Origin of the sequence: Pseudomonas sp. S44 (assembly GCF_016624805.1) — a bacterium.
GTDB classification, from domain to species: domain Bacteria; phylum Pseudomonadota; class Gammaproteobacteria; order Pseudomonadales; family Pseudomonadaceae; genus Aquipseudomonas; species Aquipseudomonas machongensis.
In genome coordinates this window covers 123986-149235 of the sequence record NZ_JACVTY010000001.1, presented here as the reverse complement: position 1 = coordinate 149235, position 25250 = coordinate 123986, and the positions used below count along the sequence as shown (strand labels likewise).

General features: G+C 67.3%; 3 protein-coding genes. 1 reads left to right on the top strand and 2 read right to left on the bottom strand.

The genetic code is table 11. The features are described from left to right. Nucleotides 1-37: 37 nt before the first annotated feature. Together IAE40_RS00575 and IAE40_RS00570 are read right to left on the bottom strand one after the other, a co-directional pair. Nucleotides 38-11440, bottom strand: coding sequence for a non-ribosomal peptide synthetase (locus IAE40_RS00575; protein ID WP_200602391.1), 11403 nt, complete (start codon nt 11438-11440; stop codon nt 38-40). Continuing rightward, entirely contained in the window at nt 11437-24339 is a 12903-nt protein-coding gene (locus IAE40_RS00570) for a non-ribosomal peptide synthetase (protein WP_200602390.1), read from the bottom strand. Before IAE40_RS00570 ends, IAE40_RS00575 begins: the two co-directional genes overlap by 4 nt. 350 nt (nt 24340-24689) lie before the next feature. On the opposite strand from IAE40_RS00570, the gene msuE reads away from it, so the two are divergent. Further along, the gene (gene msuE, locus IAE40_RS00565; protein ID WP_054890659.1) at nt 24690-25250 is read left to right on the top strand and encodes an FMN reductase; all 561 of its coding nucleotides are present in this window, start codon (nt 24690-24692) and stop codon (nt 25248-25250) included.

Sequence of the window (25250 nt, the reverse complement as noted above, 5' to 3'; positions counted from 1 at the left end):
TGCGGGCCCAGCTCGCACCCACAAGGTTCGCGCCAAATCAATGAGTGACCCGCTGCAGCGCCTGCCCGTCGTGCCACCAGGCCGCGAGGCTGAACACATCCGGGGCTTTGAGGATGCTGAAGTGGTTGCCAGGCCCATGCCACACCGCCAGTTGCGGCAACAGGCGCTGCCAACCGGCAAGCATCGCCGCCTGTTCGCGCTGGTTGCCGGCCGCATCCAGAGTCGCATCGGCCACCAGCACCAGGCTGGCCGGGCCGCTGTAGCCGGCCTGCGCCGGGTACGGCGTACGCAGCGCGCTGGAGAAGGTGCGGGCGATCCCGTGCAACGCTCTGACAGACGAACGCGCCGGCATCAGCCCGCCGCGAACCATGGCCTGGTGCAAGCGTTCGAGTTGCTGCTCATCGTCCAGTGCGGCAAAGGCCTGGCGGTCGATTTCCAGCGAGCGCCCACTGGCCAGCTGCAACGATTCGATCAGCCGGTCCAGCGCTGCTCCTGCGGTGTAGGGCCGACCGCAGACGCTGTTGCCACCGGGTGACTCGCTGTCGATCAAGGTCAGTGAGCGCACCTCCCGCCCCAGTGCCTGCAAACGCACCGCCATGGCATGCGCCACCCAGCCGCCAAAGGAATGCCCGACCAGGTTCAACGGCCCCTGCGGGTACAGCGCTTCGATGGCCTGGACATGGCAGGCCGCCGCGGCGTCGATGCTGCTGTGCGGTGTGGCGGTGCCATCCAGGCCACGCGCTTGCAGGCCGTACACCGGCCAGTCGGTGCCCAGGGCCTCGGCCAGGCCGATGAAGCTGGTCACGCTATCGCCGGCCCCCGGCACGCAGAACAGCGGCGCATGACCGCCCTGCCCGCTCTGGATCGCCACCAGCGGCTGATACGCCGCCTGCGGTTTCTCGCCGATACCCGCGCGGGCCGCCTGCAGCGCCGTGCCGAGCGCGCGGCCCAGCACCTGCACGTGCGGCGCCTGCATCATGCTCAGGTGATCGCCCGGCACCTCGATGCACTGCACCAGACCGGCCGGCACCGTGCGCTCCCAACCAAGCAATGGCTGATCACCGTGACGCTGCGCGCCTTGTTCGGCGCGCAACAAGTGGATGGCGATGCCCAGCGGTTCGGGACGGTAATGGGCCATGGCATGGCCGTGGGCAATTTCGCGTTCGAAGAACAGCTTCAGCTCCTCATCGCTTGCAGCGGCAAGTTCCGCATACAGCAAGCCCTGTTCACGGCAGGCCGCGAGCAAGGTGGTGAAGTCGGCCTGGCCATCGTCCAGGGCATTGACCCTGGCCAGTTGCTGCGCGCCTGCCGCGCCGAGCCCCTGCCAGTGTCCGGCACAGTGCAGCAGCAGTTGCTGTTGCAACAGGCGCGCGCCTTGCCAGCGTGCCTTGCCCTGGTCGACCAGACGCGGCTGCCAGGTGTCGATCAAGCCCAGGAACTCCACCTGCTCGTCCGCCCCCAGCAGTTGCGCGGCGATCTCATAGGCCAGCACGCCGCCGAACGACCAGCCGGCAAGCCGGTAAGGCCCGTGCGGCTGAACCCGGCGGATGCGCTCCAGTTGCGCCCGGGCCAGGGCCTCGAGGGTGTCCGGCTGCGCCTCGCCCAGGGCAAGGCCCGGCACGCCATAGATCGGGAAGTCCCCCTCCAGTTGCTGGCCCAGTACCGGGAAGTAGAAGTCCATGCCGCTGAACTCGTGGATCAGGAACAGTGCCGGTGCGTCGCCCTCGGCGCGCACGCACACCAGGTCCGTCTGCGGTGTCGCCACCTGCAGATGCTCGGCCAATGCCGCCACGCTGGCATGCTGGAACAGCTCGGCGAGCGAGACCTGCAGCCCCTGTTCGCGCAACAGGCCCACCAGGCGGATGGCCAATAGCGAATGACCGCCCAAGGCGAAAAAGCTGTCATGCCGCCCCACCTGCCCGATCTCCAGCACCTGCGCCCAGAGCGCCGCGAGCTGTTGTTCCAGCGCGGTGGCTGGTGCCTCGTAACGGCTCTCGGCAAGGTCCTGCATCGCCGGACGCGGCAGCGCCTTGCGGTCGATCTTGCCATTGTTGGTCAGCGGCAGCGCATCGAGCACGATGCAGGCCGACGGCACCATGTACGGTGGCAACCGTCCCTGTAGCCAACCCCGCACAGCGACGGCATCGAGGGTCGGGTCTGTGCGGGTGAACCAGGCCACCAGCCGAGCCGGCCCCTGCGTCAGGGTCAGCGCCATGACCACCACTTCGCCAATGCCCGGGCACAGCGCCAGGTGCTGCTCGACTTCGCCCAGCTCGATACGGAAACCGCGGATCTTCACCTGGTCGTCGTTGCGCCCCAGGCACTCCAGCTGGCCGTCGTCGCGCCAGCGGCCCAGATCGCCGGTACGGTACAGGCGTGCGCCAGGCTGCGGGCTGAACGGGTCGTCGATAAAGCGCTCGGCGGTGAGTTCCGGGCGATTGAGGTAGCCCAGCGCCACGCCGTCGCCACCGATGTACAACTCACCTACCGCCCCCAGCGGCAGCGGGCGCAGGTGCGCGTCCAGCACATGCACCTGGGTACTGCCGACCGGTCCCCCGATCGGCACCAGCTCGGCGTCGGCCGGCACATGGCGAACCTGCCCGGCGGTGGCATAGGTGGTGGTTTCGGTCGGCCCATAGCAGTGCACCAGGCGCAAGTCCGGTGCCTGCGCCAGCAAGCTGCGGAACGCCGCCGGATCGGCTCGCTCGCCACCGCATAGCAGCACGCGCAACCCTGCCAGCACGTCAGGGATCATCTGCACGTACTGGTTGAACAACGCCGTGGTGACGAACAGCACTGTCGCGCCCCCCTCACGCAGGGCCACGCCCAGACGCACAGGGTCGAGCAAGGTGTCATGGTCGATCACCAACACCTGGCCGCCATTGAGCAGCGCACCCCAGACATCCATGGTGCTGGCGTCGAACGCGGGGTTGGAGGCGAAAGCGATACGGTCCTGGGCGCTGAAGTCGGCGTAGCCATCGTTGAACACCAGGCGAGCGATGCCACGATGGGGCACGCGCACGCCCTTGGGCGTGCCGGTGGAGCCGGAGGTGTACATCACGTAGGCGACCGTATCCCCACCCTGGGCCAGCCCTGGGTTATGACCGGGCTGACGGTTCAGGTCCAGGCGATCGAGGTCGATGCGGCGCGCGCGGTAGCTCAGGGTCGCCGAGCTGTCGCAGATCAGCGCTACGGCCTGGCAGTCCTGCACCATGAAGCCCTGTCGCTCGGCCGGCGCATGGATGTCCAGCGGCACGTAGGCCGCACCGCATTTGGCGACGGCCAGCTGAGCCTGGAGCAGTGCCAACGAACGCGGCAGCAGGATCGCCACATGATCGCCCGGCGCTACGCCTTGCTCGATCAGGTAATGAGCCAGGCGGTTGGCCTGCTCGTTGAGCTCGCCGTAGGTCAGGCTGTGCGCCCCGTCACGGGCGGCGATGGACAATGGATGCCGTGCTACCTGTTGTTCGAACAGGCGATGCACTGGCAAGTCGCGCGGGTAGTCGCGGGTGGTCGCGTTGAAGGCCTCGTGCAACTGCCGAGCCTCGGCCAGCGGCACCACGCTCAGGCGCTCGAGCCCTTCGCAGGCGCCGGTCTCAAGCGCCTGCAGCAGCAGTTGCAGGGCATGCTCCACGTAGCTGCAGATCCGCCGGGCGTCGATGCCCTGTGCGGTTTGCGCGGTCAGCTCGAACGCCAGGCCCAGGTCATCGACGCTCAACGCCAGCGGGTAATTGCTGCGCTCGTGCGCCTCGACCAGCTCGATGCCCTCCCAGGCCTGGCGCGCCGCCTCGCCCTGCCCGGCCAGCGAGCCATGGCGATAGTTGAGCAATGCATTGAACAGCGCAGCCCCCGTAGGCAAGCCACTGCAGCGCTGGGCTAGCGCCAGGCGAGCGTGCTCATGGGCCAGCAGGCCGGTCAGGCGTTGGTGGGCTTGCTGCAAGGCTGCCAACACGGGCTGTCCGGCAAGGTCCAGGCGCAGTGGCAAGGTATTGATGTAGACGCCCAAGGCGCGCTCGGCGCCCTCGCCACCCTGCAGCCGACCGAGCAGCACGGTGCCGAATACCACGCTGTCGCGCCCGCTCAGTTGCCCGAGCACCTGGGCCCAGGCCAAGTGCATCAGACTTGCAGCGCTGACGTTATGGCGTCGCGCCTGTTCGCGGATCCGCAGGTTCAGCGCATGGTCGAGGCGCTGATGGTGCTGCGCCACGGCATCCTGGTGTGGCGTTGCATAACCGCCGTAAGGCAGGGTCGGTTCGTCGATGTCGGCCAGTTGCTCGCGGAAGAAGGCTTCATGGGCCGCCTCGCCCGCCCCGCGCTGCAGTTGGGCGATGTAGTTGCGGTAAGGCACCGCCGCTGGCAGGGCATGGGCCTGCTCTAGCAGGCAGGCTTGCAGTTCGCTGCGCAACACCTCGAGCGCCACGTGATCCATGACCAGATGGTGGAACAGCAGCGTGGCGCTGATTCGGCCGGTACTCGGCTCGGTACGGTGTACCAGGCGCAACAGCGGTGCGCGGGCCAGGTCGAAGCGGCGAGGCTCGATGGCATCCCCCTCCTGCACGACATCCAGCGGAGCACGGCGCCAGACCACCTGCACAGGCTCAGCCAGGCCATCCCAGTGGAAGGCGCTGCGCAGGATATCGTTGCGCGCGATCACCTGATCCAAGGCGCGGTGCAGCGCCTGCAAACGACCACGATCGGCGAGCAGGAAACGCACCTCCAGCACGTAGGCCGCCTCACCTTCACCGGCCAGATGGTGATAGAGCATGCCCGCCTGCAGCGGCCCTAGCGGGTAGATGTCCTGGACATTGGCGGTACCGCCAGCCACCTGGCCGACGATACGATCGATCGCCTCTTGCGTCAGCGTCACCAGCGGCAGCAGCTCAGGCGTGATGTGCGGGCAGTCGGCGGTGATGCGGTTGGCAGGCACCTGCACCTGGTCGAGGGTCTCGACCGTCGCGGCCAGGGCCGCCAGGTTCGGCTCGGTGAACAGCCCCTGGATATCCAAGGCCAACCCGCGGGCGCGCAGGCGAGCGACCAGGGTCACGGCCAGCAGCGAATGGCCGCCCAATTCGAAGAAGTTGTCGTGTCGCCCTACCCGCTCCACACCCAGCAACTCGCCCCACAACTCGGCCAGCAGGCGCTCGTTATCACCTTCGGGGCCCTGGTAGGCCTGGCCTTGCAAGGCTTCGACGGCGGGAATCGGCAGGGCCTTGCGGTCCAGCTTGCCGTTGGGGCTCAGCGGCAGTGCAGGCAGATGCACGAACTGTGCAGGCACCATGAACTCAGGTAGTTGAGCCAGCAACTGCCCCTTCAATGTGTCTGCCGTGTGCACAGCTCCGGTGTAGTACGCCACCAGACGCTTGCCGGCGGGCGGCAAGTCCAGGGCCAGCACAGCGGCCTCCTTGATGCCTTCTATGCGGGTCAGGCAGGCCTGGATCTCGCCCAGTTCGATGCGCAGGCCGCGGATCTTCACCTGGTCGTCGTTGCGCCCCAGGTACTCCAGGGTGCCGTCGGCCAGGTGCCGGGCCAGATCCCCGGTGCGGTACAGGCGTGCGCCGGGACGGGTGCTGAACGGATCGTCGATGAAGCGCTCGGCACTCAGCTGCTCGCGGTTCAGATAGCCACGAGCAACCTGCACGCCGCCGATGTACAGCTCACCGGCAACGCCCTGCGGCATTGGCTGGCCCTGGGCGTCGAGCACGTACAGCGTAGTGTTGGCGATCGGTTTGCCGATCGGGGTGCTGTCCGGGGTCTGTTCCAGTGGCTCGGCGCAATACCAGGCACTGACGTCCACTGCCGCTTCGGTCGGGCCATACAAGTTGTGCAGCTCGACGCTGGGCAACTGCGCCTTGAAGCGCCGCACCAGGCTGCCGGGCAACGCTTCGCCGCTGCACAGCACCCGGCGTAGCGCTGCAGGCTCGGCATCACCATAGGCGAGGAACACATCGAGCATCGAAGGGACGAAATGCAGGGTCGTTACCGATTCGGCTGCGATCACCTGGCGCAGGTAGCCCGGGTCACGGTGCCCGCCTGGGCGGGCCATCATCAGTTGTGCACCGGTCTGCAAAGGCCAGAAGAACTCCCATACCGACACGTCGAAGCTGAACGGGGTTTTCTGCAGCACTACGTCATCAGCGCCCAGGCCATAGGCGTCCTGGGTCCAGAGCAGGCGATTGACCACCCCGGCGTGCTCGTTCATCACGCCTTTGGGCAGGCCGGTGGAGCCGGAGGTGTAGATCACGTAGGCCAGATGTTGCGGGGTAAGGCCCGCAACCTGGGGGTTGTCGCTGGAAAGCGCTTGCCACACCGGCTCATCCAGATCGACCTGCGGCACGTCGAACGCCGCCAGCATCTCGCGAGTGGCCGCATGCCCCAACACCGCCACCGGCGCGCTGTCGGTGAGCATATGGCGGATACGATCGGCCGGGTAATCCGGGTCGACCGGCACATAGGCGCCGCCCGCCTTGAGGATCGCCAGCAAGCCGATGACCATCGAAGCGCTGCGCTCTACGCAGATCGCCACGCGATCGTCCGGCTGCACCCCGAGTGCAATCAGGTGATGGGCCAGACGGTTGGCCTCGGCGTTCAGTGCACGATAGGTCAACTGTCCGGTTTCGGCACGCAGGGCGATGCGCTCGGGCGTGCGTTCGACCTGGGCCTCGATCATCCCGTGCACCGTCTGCTCCAGGTCGTAGCCTACGGCGGTGTCGTTGTAGTCGACCAACAGTCGACGACGCTCCTGCGCATCCGGCAGGGCAACGCTTGCCAGCACCGCGCCGTCGCTGCCGGCCATGGCCCACAGCAGTTGCTCCAGATAGCCGCAGTAGCGCTCTATCGTGGCCCGGTCGAACAACGCGGTGGCATAGTTCAATGCGCCGCCGAAGCCATCTGCGGTCTCGCCCAGGCTCAGGCTCAGGTCGAACTTGGCAAAGCCCTGCCCTTGGCCGAGGTTGCGCAGGCTCAAGCCGTCCAGCCCGGCGGCGAAATCATGACCGCCCTCCCACTCCAGCGACACCTGGTACAGCGGCGTGTGGGCCAGGCTGCGCGATGGTTTGATCAGGTCCACCACCTGCTCGAACGGCAGGTCCTGATGCTCCTGTGCGGCCAGTACCTGGGCCTTGACCCGCGCCAGCAAGGTGCCGACATCCGGCGCATCGGCCAGGTCCAGGCGGATGGCCAGGGAGTTCACGAACAGGCCGATCACCCCTTCGACCTCAGCCTGCCGACGCCCGGCCACCGGCGTACCGATCACCACCTCGCCCTGCCCCGACAAACGAGCCAGCAGCACCGACCAGGCGCCCATGAACAGCATGAACGGCGTGACCTGGTGGCGCTTGCACAGGGCCTTGAGATCGTCTGCCAGTCGGGCGTCGAGCCGTATACGCACGCTGTCGCCTGCGTAATCCTGGCGCACCGGACGCGGTCGGTCGGTCGGCAGGCTCAGCAGCGCAGGTGCACCGGCCAGGTTGTTGCGCCAGAACTCGCCTTGGCGCTGCAGCGCCTCGCCCTGCAGCCAACGGTGCTGCCACATCGCGTAATCGCCATACTGGATCGGCAACGGCGCAAGCCGCGCCTCGCGGCCTTCACGCAAGGCCTGGTACAGCGCGCTCAGCTCACGGGTCAGCACGCCCATCGACCAGCCATCGGCGACGATATGGTGCAGTGTCAGCAGCAGTACATGATGCTGTGGCGCCACCTGCAGCAGGCGAGCGCGAAGCGGCAATGCCTCGCCGAGCGCGAACGGCCGTGCAGCTTCTTCACGCACCAGCGCACGCAGGCGCTGTTCATCGGCCCCCGGCACCTGCTCGCGCTGCACCACCAGGCGCTGCGCCGACAGCCGCACCCGCGGCTCGCCATCGACCTCGAAGAACTCGCTGCGCAGCGCCTCGTGACGCTCGACCAGTGCCACCAGGGCCTGCGCCAAGGCGTCGGCATCCAGCTCGCCGCACAGCTCCAGTGCCAGGGGAATGTTGTAGGCCTGGCTGGCTCCGTTCATCTGTGCCAGGAACCACAGGCGCTGCTGGGCGAACGACAACGGCAGCGCCTGCTCGCGTGCCACCGCCAGCACCGGCGGCAGCTCACTGCGCGCAGCCCCCGCCACTACCTCGGCCATCGCCGCCAGCTCGGCCTGGGCGAACAGTGTCCCCAGCGTGAGCTCCACACCGAGTCGCTGACGAACCTGGGCAACCAGGCGCATGGCCAGCAACGAGTGACCGCCCAGCTCGAAGAAGTGGTCATGCCGCCCGACCCGCTCGACCTGCAGCAACCCCTGCCAGATCTGCGCCAGGGTCTGCTCCAGCTCGCCCTGGGGCGCCTCGAAGCGACGCTCGAACAGGTCGGCGCGGGTGGGTGCCGGCAGCGCCCTGCGATCGAGCTTGCCGTTGGCCGTCAGCGGCAGCGACTCGAGCCGCACGAAGGCCACCGGCACCATGTAATCGGGCAAGTGCGCCTGCAGCTGTGTACGCAGTTGTGCAGGCGCGGCCACCTCGACGCTGTCCTGGCCAGTGAAGTAGGCCACCAGCCGCGGCTGCCCCGGCTGGTCCTCGCGGGCCAGCACCACGGCTTCATTGATGCCTGGCAGGGCTGCCAGGCGGCTTTCGATCTCACCCAGCTCGATGCGCACGCCACGGATCTTCACCTGGTCGTCGTTGCGCCCGAGGTAGTCCAGGGTGCCGTCATCCAGCCAGCGCACCAGGTCGCCAGTACGGTACATGCGGGCGCCCGGTTGCGCGCTGAACGGGTCATCGAGAAAACGCTCGGCCGTCATCTGCGCGCGGTTCAGGTAACCCCGGGCAACCCCGGCGCCACCAATGTACAGCTCGCCGGCCACCCCCTGCGCCACCGGCTGGTGGTGCGCATCGAGCACGTAGAGCCGGGCGTTATCGACCGGTGCGCCGATGTGCAGCACGCCGCCAGGCACCATCGCCCCGGAGCTTGCGACCACCGTGGCTTCGGTGGGCCCGTAATTGTTGATCACGGCAAATCCGGGGTGACGGGTGAACTGCCGCAGGCGGTCACCACCGATCAGCAGGGTGCGCAGGGTCGGGTGATCGATCTGGTGGCTGAAGGCGTATTCGGCCACCGGCGTCGGCAGGAAACTGACATCCAGCGGGCAGCCGCGCCACCAGGCGAGCAAGGCGTCGATGTCCTCGCCCTGTTCGCTTGGCGGCGCGATATGCAGGGTCGCGCCGGCGCACAGGGCCGGCCAGACTTCCCAGGCCATGGCATCGAAGCCGAAGCCGGCCAGGCTCGAGGTGTGGCGCCCCTGGCACAGGTCGAAGGCGCGGCAATGCCAGTCGATCAGGTTGTTGAGGGTCCGATGTTCGACCATCACGCCCTTGGGCAGACCGGTGGAACCGGAGGTGTAGATCACGTAGGCAAGGTTGCTAACAGCCAGGCCATTGACCTGCGGGGCGTGCTCGCTCGACGGCCAGTCCGCGCGGTCGAGTTCGACCACCGGTGCCGGGCATTGGCCCAGGCGTGCGCGCAGATCGTGCTGGGTCAGCACCACCCTCGGGGCGCTGTCATCGAGCAGGTAGGCGATACGCTCGTCGGGATGCGCGGGGTCGATCGGCACGTAACCCGCGCCGGCCTTGAGGATCGCCACCAGGCCGACCAGGGTGTCCAGACCTCGCCGGGCCAGAATCGCCACGCGGTCTTCAGTCTGCACACCGAGCATGACCAGGCGTTGAGCCAGTGCATTGGCACGCAGTTCCAGCTCACCGTAGCTCAGCGCGATGCCTGCGCAGGTGGCGGCTACGGCATCGGGCTGCTGGCGGGCCTGGAGCTGGATGCGCTGGTGCACCGTGAGCACGGTTTCGGTGTCACCCGGGCGGTCATTGAAGGTCTCGAGCACTCGAACGCGCTCGACAGCGGGCAGCATGGCCAGCCGATCGACATTCAGCCCTGGGTTCTGTGCCAGGGCCTGTACCAGGCTTTCGAGGGTTTTCTCGAGATAGGCGCAGACCCGCTGTTTCGGCACCTCGGCCGCTGCCAGCAAGGTCAGGCGCAGGGCATCGCCCAGGTCGTCGACACTCAGGGTCAGCGGATAGTTGGTGCGCTCTTCGCTGGTCAGTACGTCGATGCCCTCCCACGCCGCACGGGCCTGGCCATCGGCAACCGGCGCACTGTGCCGGTAGTTGAGCAAGGCGTTGAACAATGGCGTCGGCGCGGCCACGCCGCTGCAACGCTGGGCCAGGGCCAGCGGCGCGTGCTCGTGGCGCATCAGGGTGGTCAGGCGCTGGTGAGTGGCCTTGACTGCCGTGATCAGGTCCAGGCCAGCCAGGTCCACCCGCAGTGGCAAGGTATTGATGAAAATGCCCAGTGCACGGTCGTTGGCCTCCGCGCCCATCAGGCGGCCCATCAAAACCGTGCCGAACACCACCTGCTCGCGCCCGGTCAGGCCACCCAGCACCCGCGCCCAGGCCAGGTGGAACAGGCTTGCCAGGCTCACGCCCAGCGCCCGTGCCTGGCTGCGCAGGCCGTCGCACAGGGCCGGCGCCAGGCTCAGGCTTTCTTCGTGCGGCGCGCTGCCGTCACCCTGCACGTCCTGCAGGCCGTAGGCCAGCGTCGGCTCGACGATATCCCCCAGTTGCTCGCGGAAAAACGCCTCGTGCTGCGCCTGGCTGACGCCCAGCAGGGCCTGGCCGACGTAATTGCGAAACGGTACTGCCGCGCCCAACAGGTGGCCATCGCCGCGTAACACGGCCTGCATTTCGTGACGCACCACCTCGAGGGCGCTGTGGTCCATGGCGATATGGTGGAACTGCAGCGTGGCCTGCACGCGACCGTCGCTGGCCGCAGGCTCGCAGTGCAGGCGGATCAGCGGTGCCTGGCCGAGGTCGATACGCTCGTCCAGGGGCAGGCCGCGGGACACCTGCAGCCGGGCCTCGCGCCAGACCACCTGCAGCGGCGACTCGAGCCCCTGCCAGTGCACCGAGGTGCGCAGGATATCGTGGCGGTCGATCACCGCCTGCAGCGCCTCGACGAACGCCTGCAGATGGGCCTGGCTGGCAAAGGCGAAGCGCGACTGCATCACGTAAGGGTCGCTGCCCTCTGCGCTGGCGTGATGATAGAGAATGCCCTGCTGCAGGGGCGCCAGCGGGTAGATGTCCTGCACGTTGGCATGGCCGCCGGGAATCTGCCCGACCAGCGCATCGATGGCCGCCTGGTCGAGCTCGACCAGGTTGAGCAGTGCCGGGGTGATCCGCGTGCAGTCGGCCGGGATGGCGTTGGCCGGAGCGCCGACATTGCCGGCCCTGGCCACGTACTCACCGCGCTCGAGCAGCGCGATCAGCGCCGGTTTGTGTTCACGCAGGCGCGCCACCAGGCTCGCATCGGTCAGCGCCTGGCGGTTGCCCTGGACCACCAGCTGGCCATCCTTGAGCGCCAGCTGGATATCGTTGGCTGACAATGTCGCCAGTAGGTCGTTGATGCTCACAGGACGATCTCCATTCTGTCTGTGATGGCGGCATAGCCTGCCAAGGTCGGTTGTTCGAACAGCGCGCGCACATCGGCCTCCAGGCCCTCCTGGCGCAGGCGGGCGGTCAGGGTCACCGCCAGCAGCGAGTGGCCACCCAGTTCGAAGAAGTTGTCGTGCCGCCCTACTCGCTCCACACCCAATAGCTCACCCCAGAGCGCGGCCAGCAACTGCTCGGTGTCGCCCTGTGGCGCCTCGTAGGGGCGCGCATCGGCCACGGTGGCTGCCGGCAGCGCCTTGCGGTCGAGCTTGCCGTTGGGACTCAGTGGCAAGGCGTCCAGGTGCATGAACAGCGCCGGAACCATGAATTCCGGCAGTTGCGCCGACAACTGCTGGCGAAGGCCCTCGACGGGCTGCACGGCACCGGTGTAATAGGCGACCAGGCGCTGATCCACCGCCAGCACTACCGCCTCCTTGATCCCTGCAATGCGGGTCAGGCAGGACTGGATCTCGCCCAGCTCGATGCGCAGGCCGCGGATCTTCACCTGGTCGTCGTTGCGCCCCAGGTACTCCAGGGTGCCGTCGGCCAGGTGCCGGGCCAGGTCCCCGGTGCGGTACAGGCGTGCGCCAGGGCGGGTGCTGAACGGGTCTTTGATGAAGCGCTCGGCACTCAGTTGCTCGCGGTTCAGATAACCACGGGCAACCTGTACGCCGCCAATATATAGCTCACCGGCAACGCCCTGCGGCACTGGCTGGCCCTGGGCGTCGAGCACGTACAGCGTGGTGTTGGCGATCGGTTTGCCGATCGGGGTGTTGTCCGGGGTCTGCTCCAGTGGCTCGGCGCAGTGCCAGGCACTGACGTCAACTGCCGCTTCGGTCGGGCCGTACAGGTTGTGCAACTCGACGCCCGGCAACTGCACCTTGAACCGCCGCACCAGGCTGCCGGGCAGCGCTTCGCCGCTGCACAGCACGCGCTTGAGGCGTGCGACCTGCTGGTCGCCGTGGGCGAGGAAGACATCGAGCATCGACGGCACGAAGTGCAGGGTCGTGATGCCACGCTCGGCGATGACGTCGGCCAGGTACTGCGGATCGCGATGGCCGCCCGGGCACGCCATCACCAGTTGTGCGCCGGTCTGCAGCGGCCAGAAGAACTCCCACACCGACACGTCGAAGCTGAACGGGGTTTTCTGCAGCACTACGTCATCAGCGCCCAGGCCATAGGCGTCCTGGGTCCAGAGCAGGCGGTTGACCACCCCGGCGTGCTCGTTCATCACGCCTTTGGGCAGGCCGGTGGAGCCGGAGGTGTAGATCACGTAGGCCAGGTGTTGCGGCGTAAGGCCCGCAACCTGGGGGTTGTCGCTGGAAAGCGCTTGCCACACCGGCACATCCAGATCGACCTGCGGCACCTCGAACGCCGCCAGCATCTCACGAGTCGCCGCATGCCCCAGCACCACCACTGGCGCGCTGTCGGTGAGCATATGACGGATACGATCGGCCGGATAATCCGGATCGACCGGCACGTAGGCGCCGCCCGCCTTGAGGATCGCCAGCAAGCCGATGACCATCGCCGGGCTGCGCTCGACGCAGATCGCCACGCGATCGTCCGGCTGCACCCCGAGTGCAATCAAGTGATGGGCCAGACGGTTGGCCTCGGCGTTCAACGTGCGGTAGCTCAGTTGGTGTTGCTCGGCGATCAGAGCGATGCGGTCAGGCGTGCGCTCGACCTGGGCTTCGATCATCCCGTGCACCGTCTGCTCCAGGTCGTAGCCTACGGCCGTGTCGTTGAAGCCAACCAGCAGGCGCTGGCGCTCTTCGTGCTCCAGCACCGGCAGTTGGTTCAGCGCCAGGTCGGGCTGACGCTCGAGGGCATCCACCAGGCCCGTCAGCACCTGCTGCAGTTGCCCGCAGACCCGCTCGGCCCCTACCGCAGGCAGTACCTGCACGGTCAGGCGCAGGCCATCGCCCAGGTCATCCACGTTCAGGCTCAAGGGGTAGTTGGTGCGTTCTTCGCTGGCCAGTGTCTCGATACCCTGCCAGGCCTGACGCTGGATTTCGGTCTGCGCAGCGCCGGCGCTGTGCCGGTAGTTGAGCATGGCGCTGAACAGCGGCATGGGTGCGACCACGCCACTGCAACGCTGGGCCAGGGCCAGCGAGGCATGCTCGTGGGTCAGCAGCGCGCTCAGCCGTGCGTGGGTGGCACGCACGCCTTCACGTACGCCGAGCCCCGCCAGGTCAACGCGCAGTGGCAAGGTGTTGATGAACATGCCCAGGCCGTGCCCGCTGCCTGCACCACCTTGCATGCGTCCCAGCAGCACCGTGCCGAACACCACGTTGTCGCGACCACTGGCACTGCCCAGCAGACGTGCCCACGCCAGGTGCAGCAGGCTGGCAGTGCTCACGCCGAGCTGGCGTGCCTGGCTGCGCAGGCGCTGGTTCAGGTCAGGGTCCAGATGCACCTGGGCCTGCTCGATACGGCGCACGTCACCCTGTGTGTCACGCAGGCCGAACGGCAGGGTTGGCTCGTCGATATCGGCCAGTTGTTCACGGAAGAAGGCCTCGTGCTCGGCCTCGCTGACACCGAGGCGCGCCTGGGCCACGTAGTTGCGGTACGGCACGGCCGGCTCGCTCGGCGCGGGCAGCCCGTGGAGATAACCGAGCATCTCTGCGCGCACCACCTCAAGCGCCGTGTGGTCGAGCACCAGGTGATGGAACTGCAAGGTCGCCTCGATGCGCTCCCCTGCACGGCGATAGAGCAGGCGCACCAGCGGCGCCTGATTCAGCGCCAGGGTGTCGAACCGCTGCGCAGGCTCGTTGGCGATGTCGATCACCGGCAGTTGGGCATGGCGCCAGACCACCTGCAACGGCTGCGCCAGCCCTTCCCACAGCACTGCGGTGCGCAGGATATCGTGACGGGCGATGACGCTTTCCAGCGCGCCGGCAAACGCCTGCAGTCGCGCCGGGCTGTCGAATACCAGCTGCGATTGCAGCAGGTACGGGTCGGCTCCGGCGGCGCTCAGGTGATGGTAGAGAATGCCTTCCTGCAGCGGCGCGAGGGGGTAGATGTCCTGCACATTGGCCGCGCCGCCGGGTACGCTTGCCACCACACGGTCGATGGCGGCCTGGTCCAGTTCGATCAGGCTGAGCAGGTCGGGGGTGATACGGGTACAGCCGGGTGCAATGCGATTGGCCGGCACCTGTACCTGACGGCCCTGGCCAAGCGCTGCGGCCAGCGCCGCCACGCTCGGTTGGCTGAACAGCAAGCGCACATCGGCCTCCAGGCCTTGCTGGCGCAGGCGCTCGATCAGGCTGACCGCGAGCAGCGAATGCCCACCCAGTTCAAAGAAGTTGTCATGCCGCCCTACCCGCTCCAGGCCCAGCAGCTCGGCCCAGACCTGCGCCATGACCTGCTCGGTCTCGCCCTGCGGTGCTACATAGGCCGCCACCGGCAGATCGGCCGGATCCGGGTCTGGCAGCGCCCTGCGGTCGAGCTTGCCGTGACTGGTCAGCGGCAAGGCCTCCAAGCGGATGAACGCCAACGGCACCAGGTGGCCCGGCAGGCTGGCCTGCAAGGCCTGGCGCAAGCCATCGACCGGCGCGTTCGCGGTGTACCAGGCCAGCAGCCGATCGCCGCGTACCAGTACCACGGCGTCACGCACGCCAGGCTGGGCAGCCACGGCCGCTTCGATCTCGCCAAGTTCGACACGTACGCCACGTATCTTTACCTGGTCGTCGTTACGCCCGAGGTAGTCGAGGGTGCCATCGGCGTTCCAGCGCACCAGGTCGCCACTGCGGTACATCCGCGCCTCAGCCCGCGCGCTGAATGGATCGGCGACGAAACGTTGCTCGGTCAGTTCGGGCCGGTTCAGGTAGCCGCGGGCAACCCCGTCACCACCGATGTACAGCTCGCCCGCCGCGCCGACCGGGACCGGCTGGCGGCGTTCGTCGAGCACATAGACCTGGGTATTGGCGATGGCGGTGCCGATGTGCAGTGCGCCACCGACCTGCACCTGACCCGAGGTGGCGACCACGGTTGTTTCGGTCGGGCCGTAGTTATTGATCACGGCAAAGCCTGGATCACGCTCGAACTGGCGCAGACGGTCACCGCCGATCAGCAGCGTCCGAAGGCTGGCGTGCTGACGCTCGCGGCGCAGGGCCTGCTCGGCTACCGGGGTTGGCAGGAAGCTGACCTGCAGCGGTTGCTGCAACCACCAGTCGAGCAAGGCATCGACCTGTTCGTTGGGAAGGGTTGCGGGCGGCAGGTGCACCACGGCGCCGGCGCACAAGGCCGGCCAGACTTCCCAGGCCATGGCGTCGAAACCGAAGCCGGCCACGCTGGAGGTGTGGCTACCGGCGCGCACGGCAAAGGCCTCGCAGTGCCAGTGCACCAGGTTGGCCAGGGTACGGTGCTCGACCATCACGCCCTTGGGCTGGCCGGTGGAGCCGGAGGTGTAGACCACATAGGCAAGCGCATCCGCAGCCAGGCCCGGCACCTGCGGGTCATGCTCGGCAGCGGACTGCCAGTCGCCACGGTCCAGGTCCAGGCGTGCGACGTGTGGCGGCAAGCCGTGCTGGTGCGTGTCGGCGAGCACCAGTGCCGGGGCGCTGTCCTCGAGCAGATAGGCAATACGCTCGGCAGGGTAACCAGGGTCGACGGGCACATAGGCGGCGCCGGCCTTGAGCACCGCCAGCAGTGCCACCAGGCGCTGCGGCGTGCGCGGCAGGCACAAGGCAACCCGGGCGCCAGGCCGCACGCCCAGGCCGATCAGGTGGTGGGCCAGGCGGTTGGCGGCACGATTGAGCTCGCCATAGCTGAGCCCTTCTTCGCCTTGCACCACCGCTTGAGCCTGGGGTGAGCGAGCCGCGCAGGCCTCGACCAGCGCATGCACGGTCTGGCCCTGCGGATAATCACGGGCAGGAGGGTTGAAATCGACCAGCAGGCGGCGACGTTCATCGGCGCCCAGCACCGACAGGTCATCCAGCCGCGTGCCCGGCGCCTGCTCCAGCGCCTCGACCAGTCGCGCGATGCTGTTGGCCATCCACTGCGCGACACGCTCGGCGCCGATGTCCGCGACAGCCAGCACGCTCAGGGTGAATCCCTCGCCCAGGTCATCGACGCTCAAGGTCAGCGGATAGTTGCTGCGCTCCTCGCCGCCCAGAAGGCGAACGCCCTGCCAGATACCCTCGCCATCGCGTGGCGCATCGGCAGCGCTGTGGCGGTAGTTGAGCAAGGCGCTGAACAGCGGTTGCCCGGCCGGTACGCCACTGCAACGCTGGGCCATGGCCAGCGACGCATGCTCATGGCCCAGCAATGCAGACAAACGGGCATGGGTGGCACGCACCGCTTCGGCCACCGCCACCTGGGTGTCGACCCGCAGCGGCAAGGTGTTGATGAACACGCCCAGTGCCCGGTCGGCACCCTCGCCGCCTTGCAGGCGGCCCATCAGCACCGTGCCGAAGACCACCTCGCTGCGATTGGCCAGCACGCCGAGCAGGCGCGCCCAGGCCAGGTGCATCAGGCTCGCGGCGCTCACGCCCAGGGTACGCGCCTGGTCGCGCAGGCGTCGGGCGAGCGCGCCATCGAGGGCCTGGTGCGCCTCGGCGATACCGTGGCCTTCGCCCTGCACATCCTGCTGGGCAAATGGCAGGGTCGGCTCGTCGATATCACCGAGCATGTCGCGGAAGAACGCCTCGGCGCCCGCCGCATCGCTGCCCAGGCGCGCCTGGGCCACGTAGTTGCGGTACGGCACCGGCGCATTCAGCTTGGCTACATCGCCGAACAGCAGGGAGTGCATTTCGGCGCCAACCACGTCCATCGCAGTGTGGTCGAGGGCCAGATGGTGGAACAACAGGATTGCCACGACCTGGCTGTTGCGCAGGTCCTGGCTGTAGACCAGGCGCATCAACGGTGCCTGGGACAGGTCGATCCGATGCTGACGGGCGTCAAAGCGCGCCTGCAATTGGTCGATGACCTCGCCTTCGCCCTCCAGCTCGACCGGCACCACGGCCAGCTTCGCCTGGCGCCACACCACCTGCACCGGCTGCGCCAGGCCTTCCCAGATCAGTGAGGTGCGCAGGATGTCGTGCCGGTCAATGACCTGCTGCAAGGCATCAGCCCAGGTCTGCAGGCGCTCGAGGGTATCGAAGGCCAGGCGTGACTGCAGCAGGTAGGGGTCGCCGTGGCCGGCACTCAGGTGGTGGTAGAGAATGCCTTCCTGCAACGGGGCAAGGGGGTAGATTTCCTGCACATTGGCAGCCCCGCCCGGTACCGTGGCGACGATGCGCTCGATGGTGGCCTGGTCCAGCTCGATCAGGCTGAGCATTTCGGGGGTGATCTGCGAGGCGCCGGCCGGTACGCGGTTATCCGGCACCCGCACCTCGCGCCCGCTCCCCACCGCAGCGGCCAGCGCGGCGAGGGTCGGCTGGGCGAACAGCACGCGCACATCGGCGGCCAGGCCGACCTTGCGCATGCGCTCGATCAGGCTGACGGCCAGCAGCGAATGGCCACCCAGCTCGAAGAAGTGATCGTGCCGGCCAACACGCTCGACCTTGAGCACATCGGCCCAGATCGCCGCCAGCGCGATCTCCACCTCGCCCTCAGGCGCGGCGAAGGCACGACTCACCACCGCGGTCTGGCCCGGTTGCGGCAACGCCTGACGATCCAGCTTGCCGTTGGCGGTCAACGGCCACTGGCCAACATGGACATAGGCCGACGGCAGCATGTAGTCGGGCAACTGACCTTGCAATTGCGCATGCAGCTCGGTGATCGGCGGGACGCGGCCTTCAGTGCTGAACCAGGCCACCAGGCGCTTGTCGCCCGGGCCTTCTTCACGCACCAGCACCACGGCTTCCTGTACCCCGGCGCACGCTGCGAGACGCGCTTCGATTTCACCCAGCTCGATACGGAAGCCGCGCAGCTTGACCTGCTGGTCGTTACGGCCCAGGTAACGCAAGGTGCCATCAGCCAGCCAACTGACCAGGTCGCCGCTGCGGTACAGGCGTGCCCCCGGCGTCTCGCTGAACGGATCCTCGAAGAAGCGCTCGGCGGTCAAGGCGGGCTGATTCAGGTAACCCAGTGCCACCCCATCTCCGCCGATATACAGCTCACCGACGGCACCGATCGGCACTGGCTGGCGCCGGGCATCGAGCACATAGCAAAGGCTGTTGCCGATCGGCCGGCCAATCGGGATCGCCCCCTCGCCCACTGCGAGGATTTCATGGGTGGTACTGAAGGTCGTGGCTTCGGTCGGGCCATAACCGTTGAGCAAGTGCGCCGGAGCGCCCTCGCGCAGTACACGGGCAATCACCTGGGGGTCGAGCACATCCCCGCCCACCATCAGGTAGCGCAGCGACCGGAACACCGGCAGCAGGTGCGCGGCGTACTGGTGGAACAACCCGGCGGTCAGCCACAGCACCGTGACTTGATGCTCCAGCAATGCCTGGCCCAGGGCCTCGTGCGACAGCACCTGATGCTGATCGATCACCACCACGCGCCCGCCGTTGAGCAGCGGCGCCCAGACCTCCAGGGTGCTGGCGTCGAATGCCGGGTTGGAAGCAAAGGCTACGCGGTCATCGCCTTGCAGGTCGGCGAAGCCGTTGTTGATGACCAGCCGCACGATCGAGCGATGGGCCACCAGCACACCCTTGGGCAGGCCGGTAGAGCCGGAGGTGTACATGATGTAGGCCGCAGCCCGCGCATCCACGGCAATGTCCAGGCCATGGGCGGGATAGGCTGCGAGCTCCAGCGTATCCAGCTCTACCCGGCGCGCTGCGCCGACCTGCGGCTGATCGGCCTGGGTCAGCAACAGCGTGGCGCGGCTGTCTTCGAGCATGAACGCCTGACGCTCGGCGGGCGCATTGGCATCCAGTGGCACATAGACCGCGCCGCACTTGATCACGGCCAACTGGCTGGCCAGCAGGTCGAAGGAGCGCGGCAGCAGCAGCGCCACACAATGCCCCGGGCGCACGCCCAGTTCCAGCAGGTGACGAGCCAGCCGGTTGGCGTGCTGATCGAGCTCGCCGTAACGCCACTGGCGCTGACCGTGCACCACGGCAACCGCGTCCGGGGTCTGGGCGGCGTGCGCCTCGAACAAGCTCTGCACCGAATGTTCGCGTGGGTAGGCGCGGCCGGTGGCGTTGAATCCGTGCAGCACCTGCTCGCGCGCCTCGGGCGACAGGCAGGACACCGCATGCAGGGGTGTTTCCGGAACAGTCTCCAGGGCATCGGCCAAGTTCGCCAGGGCGCTGCCGAGCAAGGTGCACACCTGAGCGCCATCGACCTGTGGCACAGCCTGCACGGTCAGTTCCAGGCCCTGCCCCAGATCGTCGACGTTGACCACCAGCGGATAGTTGCTGCGCTCACGCGAGGCCAACAGTTCGATACCCGACCAACCCAGGCCGTCCCCTGCGCCTTTGGCGCTGCTGTGGCGGAAGTTGAGCAAACTGGTGAACAGCGCCTGGGACGCCGGCACACCGCTGCAACGCTGGGCCTGCGCCAGCGATGCCTGCTCGTGACCGAGCAGGCGTGCCAGGCGCTGATGGGTGCGGCGCACACCCTCGGCGGCGCCAACGGCATCGACACTGACCCGCAGCGGCAAGGTGTTGATGAACATGCCCAGCGCCCGATCTGCCCCGGCGCCACCCTGCAGGCGTCCCAGCAGCACAGTACCGAACACCACCTCGCTGCGCCCGCTCAGTTGCGCCAATACCTGCCCCCAGGCCTGGTGCACCAGGCTGGCGACGCTCACCCCCAGCGCGCGGGCCTGCACGCGCAGGCGCCCTGCCAGTGTGCCGTCCAGCGCCTGGTGGCGGTCGATCACCTCCACGCCATTGCCCTGCACATCGCGCAGGCCGAAGACCTCGGTCGGCTCGTCGATATCTACCAGCATCTCGCGGAACATCGCTTCATCGGCCGCGGGATCGGCATCCAGTCGCGCACGCGCCACATAGTTGCGGTACGGCACGCTGTCGATGTGCACTGGCTGGCCCTGCAGTGCAGCACCCACCTCGGCCACCAGCCGTTCGACGGCGGTATGGTCGAGCAGGATATGGTGCAGCAACAAGGTCGCCTCCAGGCGCTCACCCTGGGCATGGCGCACCAGTTGCAGCAACGGCGCGCACGTGAGGTCCAGGCGCTGCAGGTCGGCGTGCTCTGTCACGCGCAGCTGCGCGTGGCGATGCACCACCTGCACCGCTTCCTGCAGCCCCTCCCAGTGCAGGCTGGTGCGCAGGATATCGTGGCGGGCGATCACCGTATCCAGCGCCTTGACGAAGCCTTGCAGCTCCACTTCACCGGCAAAGGCGAAGCGTGCCCGCAGCACGTAAGGGTCGGCCCCGGAACTGGCCAGGTGGTGGTAGAGGATGCCCTGCTGCAGTGGTGCCAGGCCGTAGATGTCCTGGACATTGGCGGTACCGCCCGGGATACCGGCGGTCAATGCGTCGATCTCGTCCTGGCTGAGGTTGGCCAGTGGCAGCATCTGCGGTTCGATGCGCGGGCAGTTCGCCGGAATGCGATTGATCGGCACCTGCGCCGGTAGATCGGCGCTCACCGCAGCCGCCAGTGCCGACAAGGTCGGTTGGCCGAACAGCACGCGCACATCGGCTGCCAGTTCCTGCTGGCGCATGCGCTCCACCAGCTTGACCGCCAGCAGCGAGTGGCCGCCCAGCTCGAAGAAGTTGTCGTGCCGACCGACCTGCTCCAGGCCCAGCAACTGTTGCCAGATGGCCGCGATGCGTTGCTCCACCTCGCCGTGCGGCGCTTCGAAGGCGCGACGGGCAAAGGCCTCGCCATCGGGCTCGGGCAAGGCCTTGCGGTCGAGCTTGCCATTGGCGGTCAGCGGGAAGCTCTCCAGGCGCACGAAGGCCGCCGGTACCATGTACTCGGCCAAGTGGCACAGCAGGCTGTCACGCAGTGCCGCCGCATCGGGCTCGGCGCCTGCCGCGGCCAGCCAGTAGGCGACCAGGCGCTGCTCGCCGGCGCTGTCGCGACGCGCCATGACCACGGCCTCGCGCACACCTTCACAGGCCGCCAGGCGTGCCTCGATCTCGCCCAGCTCGATGCGAAAACCGCGGATCTTCACCTGGTCGTCGTTGCGGCCCAGGTAATCCAGGCTGCCATCGGCGGCCCAGCGCGCCAGGTCGCCGGTCTTGTACAGACGCCCGCCAGGGTTGAACGGGTCGGCGATAAAGCGCTCGGCACTGAGCGCCTCGCGATTCAGATAGCCGCGAGCGACACCGGCACCTCCCACGTACAGCTCGCCGGTGACACCGGTCGGCACAGGCTGACGGCGGGGGTCGAGCACATACAGTTGCAAGTCGGGAATACGCGAACCGATGGGGCTTACCCCCACCAGTTGCGCATCGGCCGCCTGCAGCGGGCGGTAGGTGACGTGCACGGTAGTTTCGGTAATGCCGTACATGTTCACCAGGCGCGTGCCGGCATTGCCGATGCGTGCATACCAGGGCTTGAGCAGCCCGGGCTCCAACGCCTCACCGCCGAAGATCACCTGGCGCAGGGAATGCTGCAGTTCGCTGCGTTCCTGCGCCGCGATCAGTTGGCGGAAGGCGCTGGGAGTCTGGTTGAGGACGCTGACGCCGGTGCGGCAAAGCAAGGCGTAGCACTCGTCCGGCGAACGACTGATGCGTTGCGGCACGATCAGCAACTGGCCACCGAAGGCCAGCGCTCCCCAGATTTCCCAGACCGAGAAATCGAAGGCGAAGGAGTGGAACAGCGCCCAGGTGTCCTGGCGGTTGAAGGCGAACCAGTCGTGGGTCGCCGAGAACAGGCGCGAGACATTGCCATGCTCGACCATCACGCCCTTGGGCAGGCCGGTGGAGCCGGAGGTGTAGATCACATAGGCCAGGTGCGAAGGCAGCAGCCCGGCGAGCATCGGATTGCCGGTGGGCTGTAGCTGCAGCGACGGGTCGTCCAGGTCGATCACCGGCGCCGTCACCTCACCCAACAGCGCCAGGCTGTCCGCTTGGGTGAGGATGGCCCGCGGGGCGCTGTCGCTCAAGGTAAAGGCAATACGCTCGGCAGGATAGGCCGGGTCGATCGGCACATAGCCCGCACCGGCCTTGAGCACGCCCAACAGGCCGACCAGCATGCCCAGGCCACGCTCGACGCAGATCGCCACGCGGTCATCCGGGCCGATGCCCAGTGCGATCAGGCGGTGAGCGAGCTGGTTGGCACGCTGGTTGAGCTCGCCGTAGCTCAGGCTCTGCTGCTCGAAGATCAGCGCCGTATCCTGCGGACGCGCCTGGGCGTGGGCCTCGAAACGCTGGTGCAGCAACGGCGTCAGGGCGAATTCGAGCAAGGGGCGGTTCTGGCCATGGATCAGTTGCTCGCGCTCGTCGGCGGGCAGGATATCGATGCCGTTCAGCGGCGCGTCTGGATCGCTGTCCAGGGCCTCGACGATCTGCTCGAGCGCCCGCGCCAGGTAACCCGCGATACGCTGGGCGCCTAGCCCGCCAGCGACCAGGGCGGTGATGCGCAGGTCTTCGCCAAGGTCGTCGATATTGATCGTCAGCGGGTAGTTGGTGCGTTCTTCGGCGCCCAGCACCTGGATACCAGGGGCGATGTCGATGACTTCGGCAGCGTCGGCGGCATCGCTATGGCGATAGTTGAGGACGGTGTTGAACAGCGGCGCAGGCGCCGCCACCGCACTGCAGCGCTGGGCCAGTGCCAGCGGCGCCTGTTCATGGCCGAGCACGCCGGTCAGGCGCGTGTGAGTCGCCTGCAGCCCTTGGCGCACGCTGTGCTCGCCAACGTCAATGCGCAGCGGCAAGGTGTTGATGAACATGCCCAGCGCCTGTTCGCCGCCCTCGCCGGCCTCCATGCGCCCGAGCAGCACGGTGCCGAACACCACCGCCTCGCGCCCGGACAACTGGCCCAGGACCCGGGCCAGGCCCAGGTGAGCGATGGCCGCAGGGCTCACACCCAAGCGGCTTGCCTGGGCGCGCAGGCGCAGGCTCAGCCCACGCTCGAGGGTCAGGCGGGCGTCCCCCACCGTCTGATCCTCGACCTCGGCCACGCCGAAGGCCAGGGTAGGTTCGTCGATATCGGCCAGCATCGCGGTGAAGAACGCTTCATGCGCCGACACGTCCAGCGCCTGGCGCGCCTGCGCAAGGAGGTTACGAAACGGCACCGCCGGCCCAACCTGCTCGGCATTGCCAGCCAGCCAGGCGCCGATCTCGCGGCGCACGATGTCGAGTGCGGTGTGGTCCATCACCGTGTGGTGGAACAGCAACAGGGCGACGACCTCCTCGCCTGTGCCCCGGGCATGCACCAGACGCAGCAGCGGTGCCTGGCGCAGGTCGAGGCGATAGTGGCGGGTGTCGTGCAACCGGCGCAATTGCGCCAGCGGCTCGTCCTGGCCAGGCAGTTGCAGTGCTTCGCGCACCAGCAGTGCTTCGCGCCAGACCACTTGCACCGGCTCGTCCAGGCGCTCCCAGTACATCGAAGTACGCAGGATGTCGTGGCGCTGGATCACCCAGTCCAGCGCATCGGCGAAGGCATCCAGGTGTGCCTGGTCGGCAAAGCGCAGTTGTGCCTGCAAGAGATAGGGGTCGCCCGCATCGGCGGACAGGTGGTGGTAGAGCATGCCCTCCTGCAGCGGCGCCAGGGGATAGATGTCCTGTACGTTTGCAGCGCCGCCGGGAATGCTGGCGACAATGCGGTCGATGGCCTGCTGGTCCAGGTCCACCAGCGGCAGCATCTGCGGGGTGATCTTGAACGCCGGGCTCAGCCAGTCGTCGTTCTGCCGGGCGAGCATCTCCAGCAACGCCGGCTTGTGTGCGGCCAATGCGTCCCACAGGGCGTCATCCAGAGCATCGTCGTCACCATGGACGACGAGGTCCTGCTCGTCACGCTGAAGTCGGATCGCACGGGTGGAGAGCACAGCCATCAGTTCGCTGAAGCGCATGGGTAAGCATCCTGCTTTTGCCAGTCGGAAATGGCGCCACGCTAAAGGATCGGGGGTACGAGGGGTGACAGGGTAAGGGGGGACAAAGCGCGGGCCGCTGAAAAAGGAATAAGAATATGAATTCTTATTTCTTTTATGCGTTTGAAACTTCCTCTATAACGTTTCGAACTGTACAGCAGCCAACACTGGCCAACTGTTTGCAGCGCAACACCCGATCAACACCCCGCTGCTCTGGCAACACGGCCGTTGTCGCAGAAATCGCGGCAACTCGTTGATTCAAAAGGAATCGAAACTTCGGCACGACGATTGCTCAAGCAAAGTCCCCCGCTCACCCGAACAGGAGACTCGCCATGAGCACCCCCTTGAACGTCGTTGCCCTCTCCGGTGGTACTTCCCGCCCTTCGCGCACCCTGGCATTGACCGAAGCCATCCTCGCCGAACTTGGCCAGCATCTGCACATCCGGCCGCACCTCATCGAGCTGGGCGATATTGCCCGCCCACTGGGTGCGGCACTGTGGCGTAGCGAACTGCCCGACACCGTCGAGCAGCAACTGCAGCACATCGAACAGGCCGACCTGCTGGTGGTGACCACTCCGGTCTACCGGGGCAGCTTCCCGGGGCACTTCAAGCACCTGTTCGACCTGATCGGCCAGGACGCCCTGGTGGACACCCCGGTATTGCTGGCAGCCACCGGCGGCAGCGAGCGCCACGCGCTGGTGCTGGATCATCAGTTGCGCCCGTTGTTCAGTTTCCTGCAGGCACTGACCCTGCCCATCGGCGTCTATGCCAGCCAGGCCGAGCTGCAGGACTATCGCGTTTCCAGTGATGCTCTGGCTGCGCGCATCGGTCTGGCCGCCGAGCGTGCCGTACCGCTGTTCGCCCCTCACCATCAGCTGCGCAAGAGTGCCTGA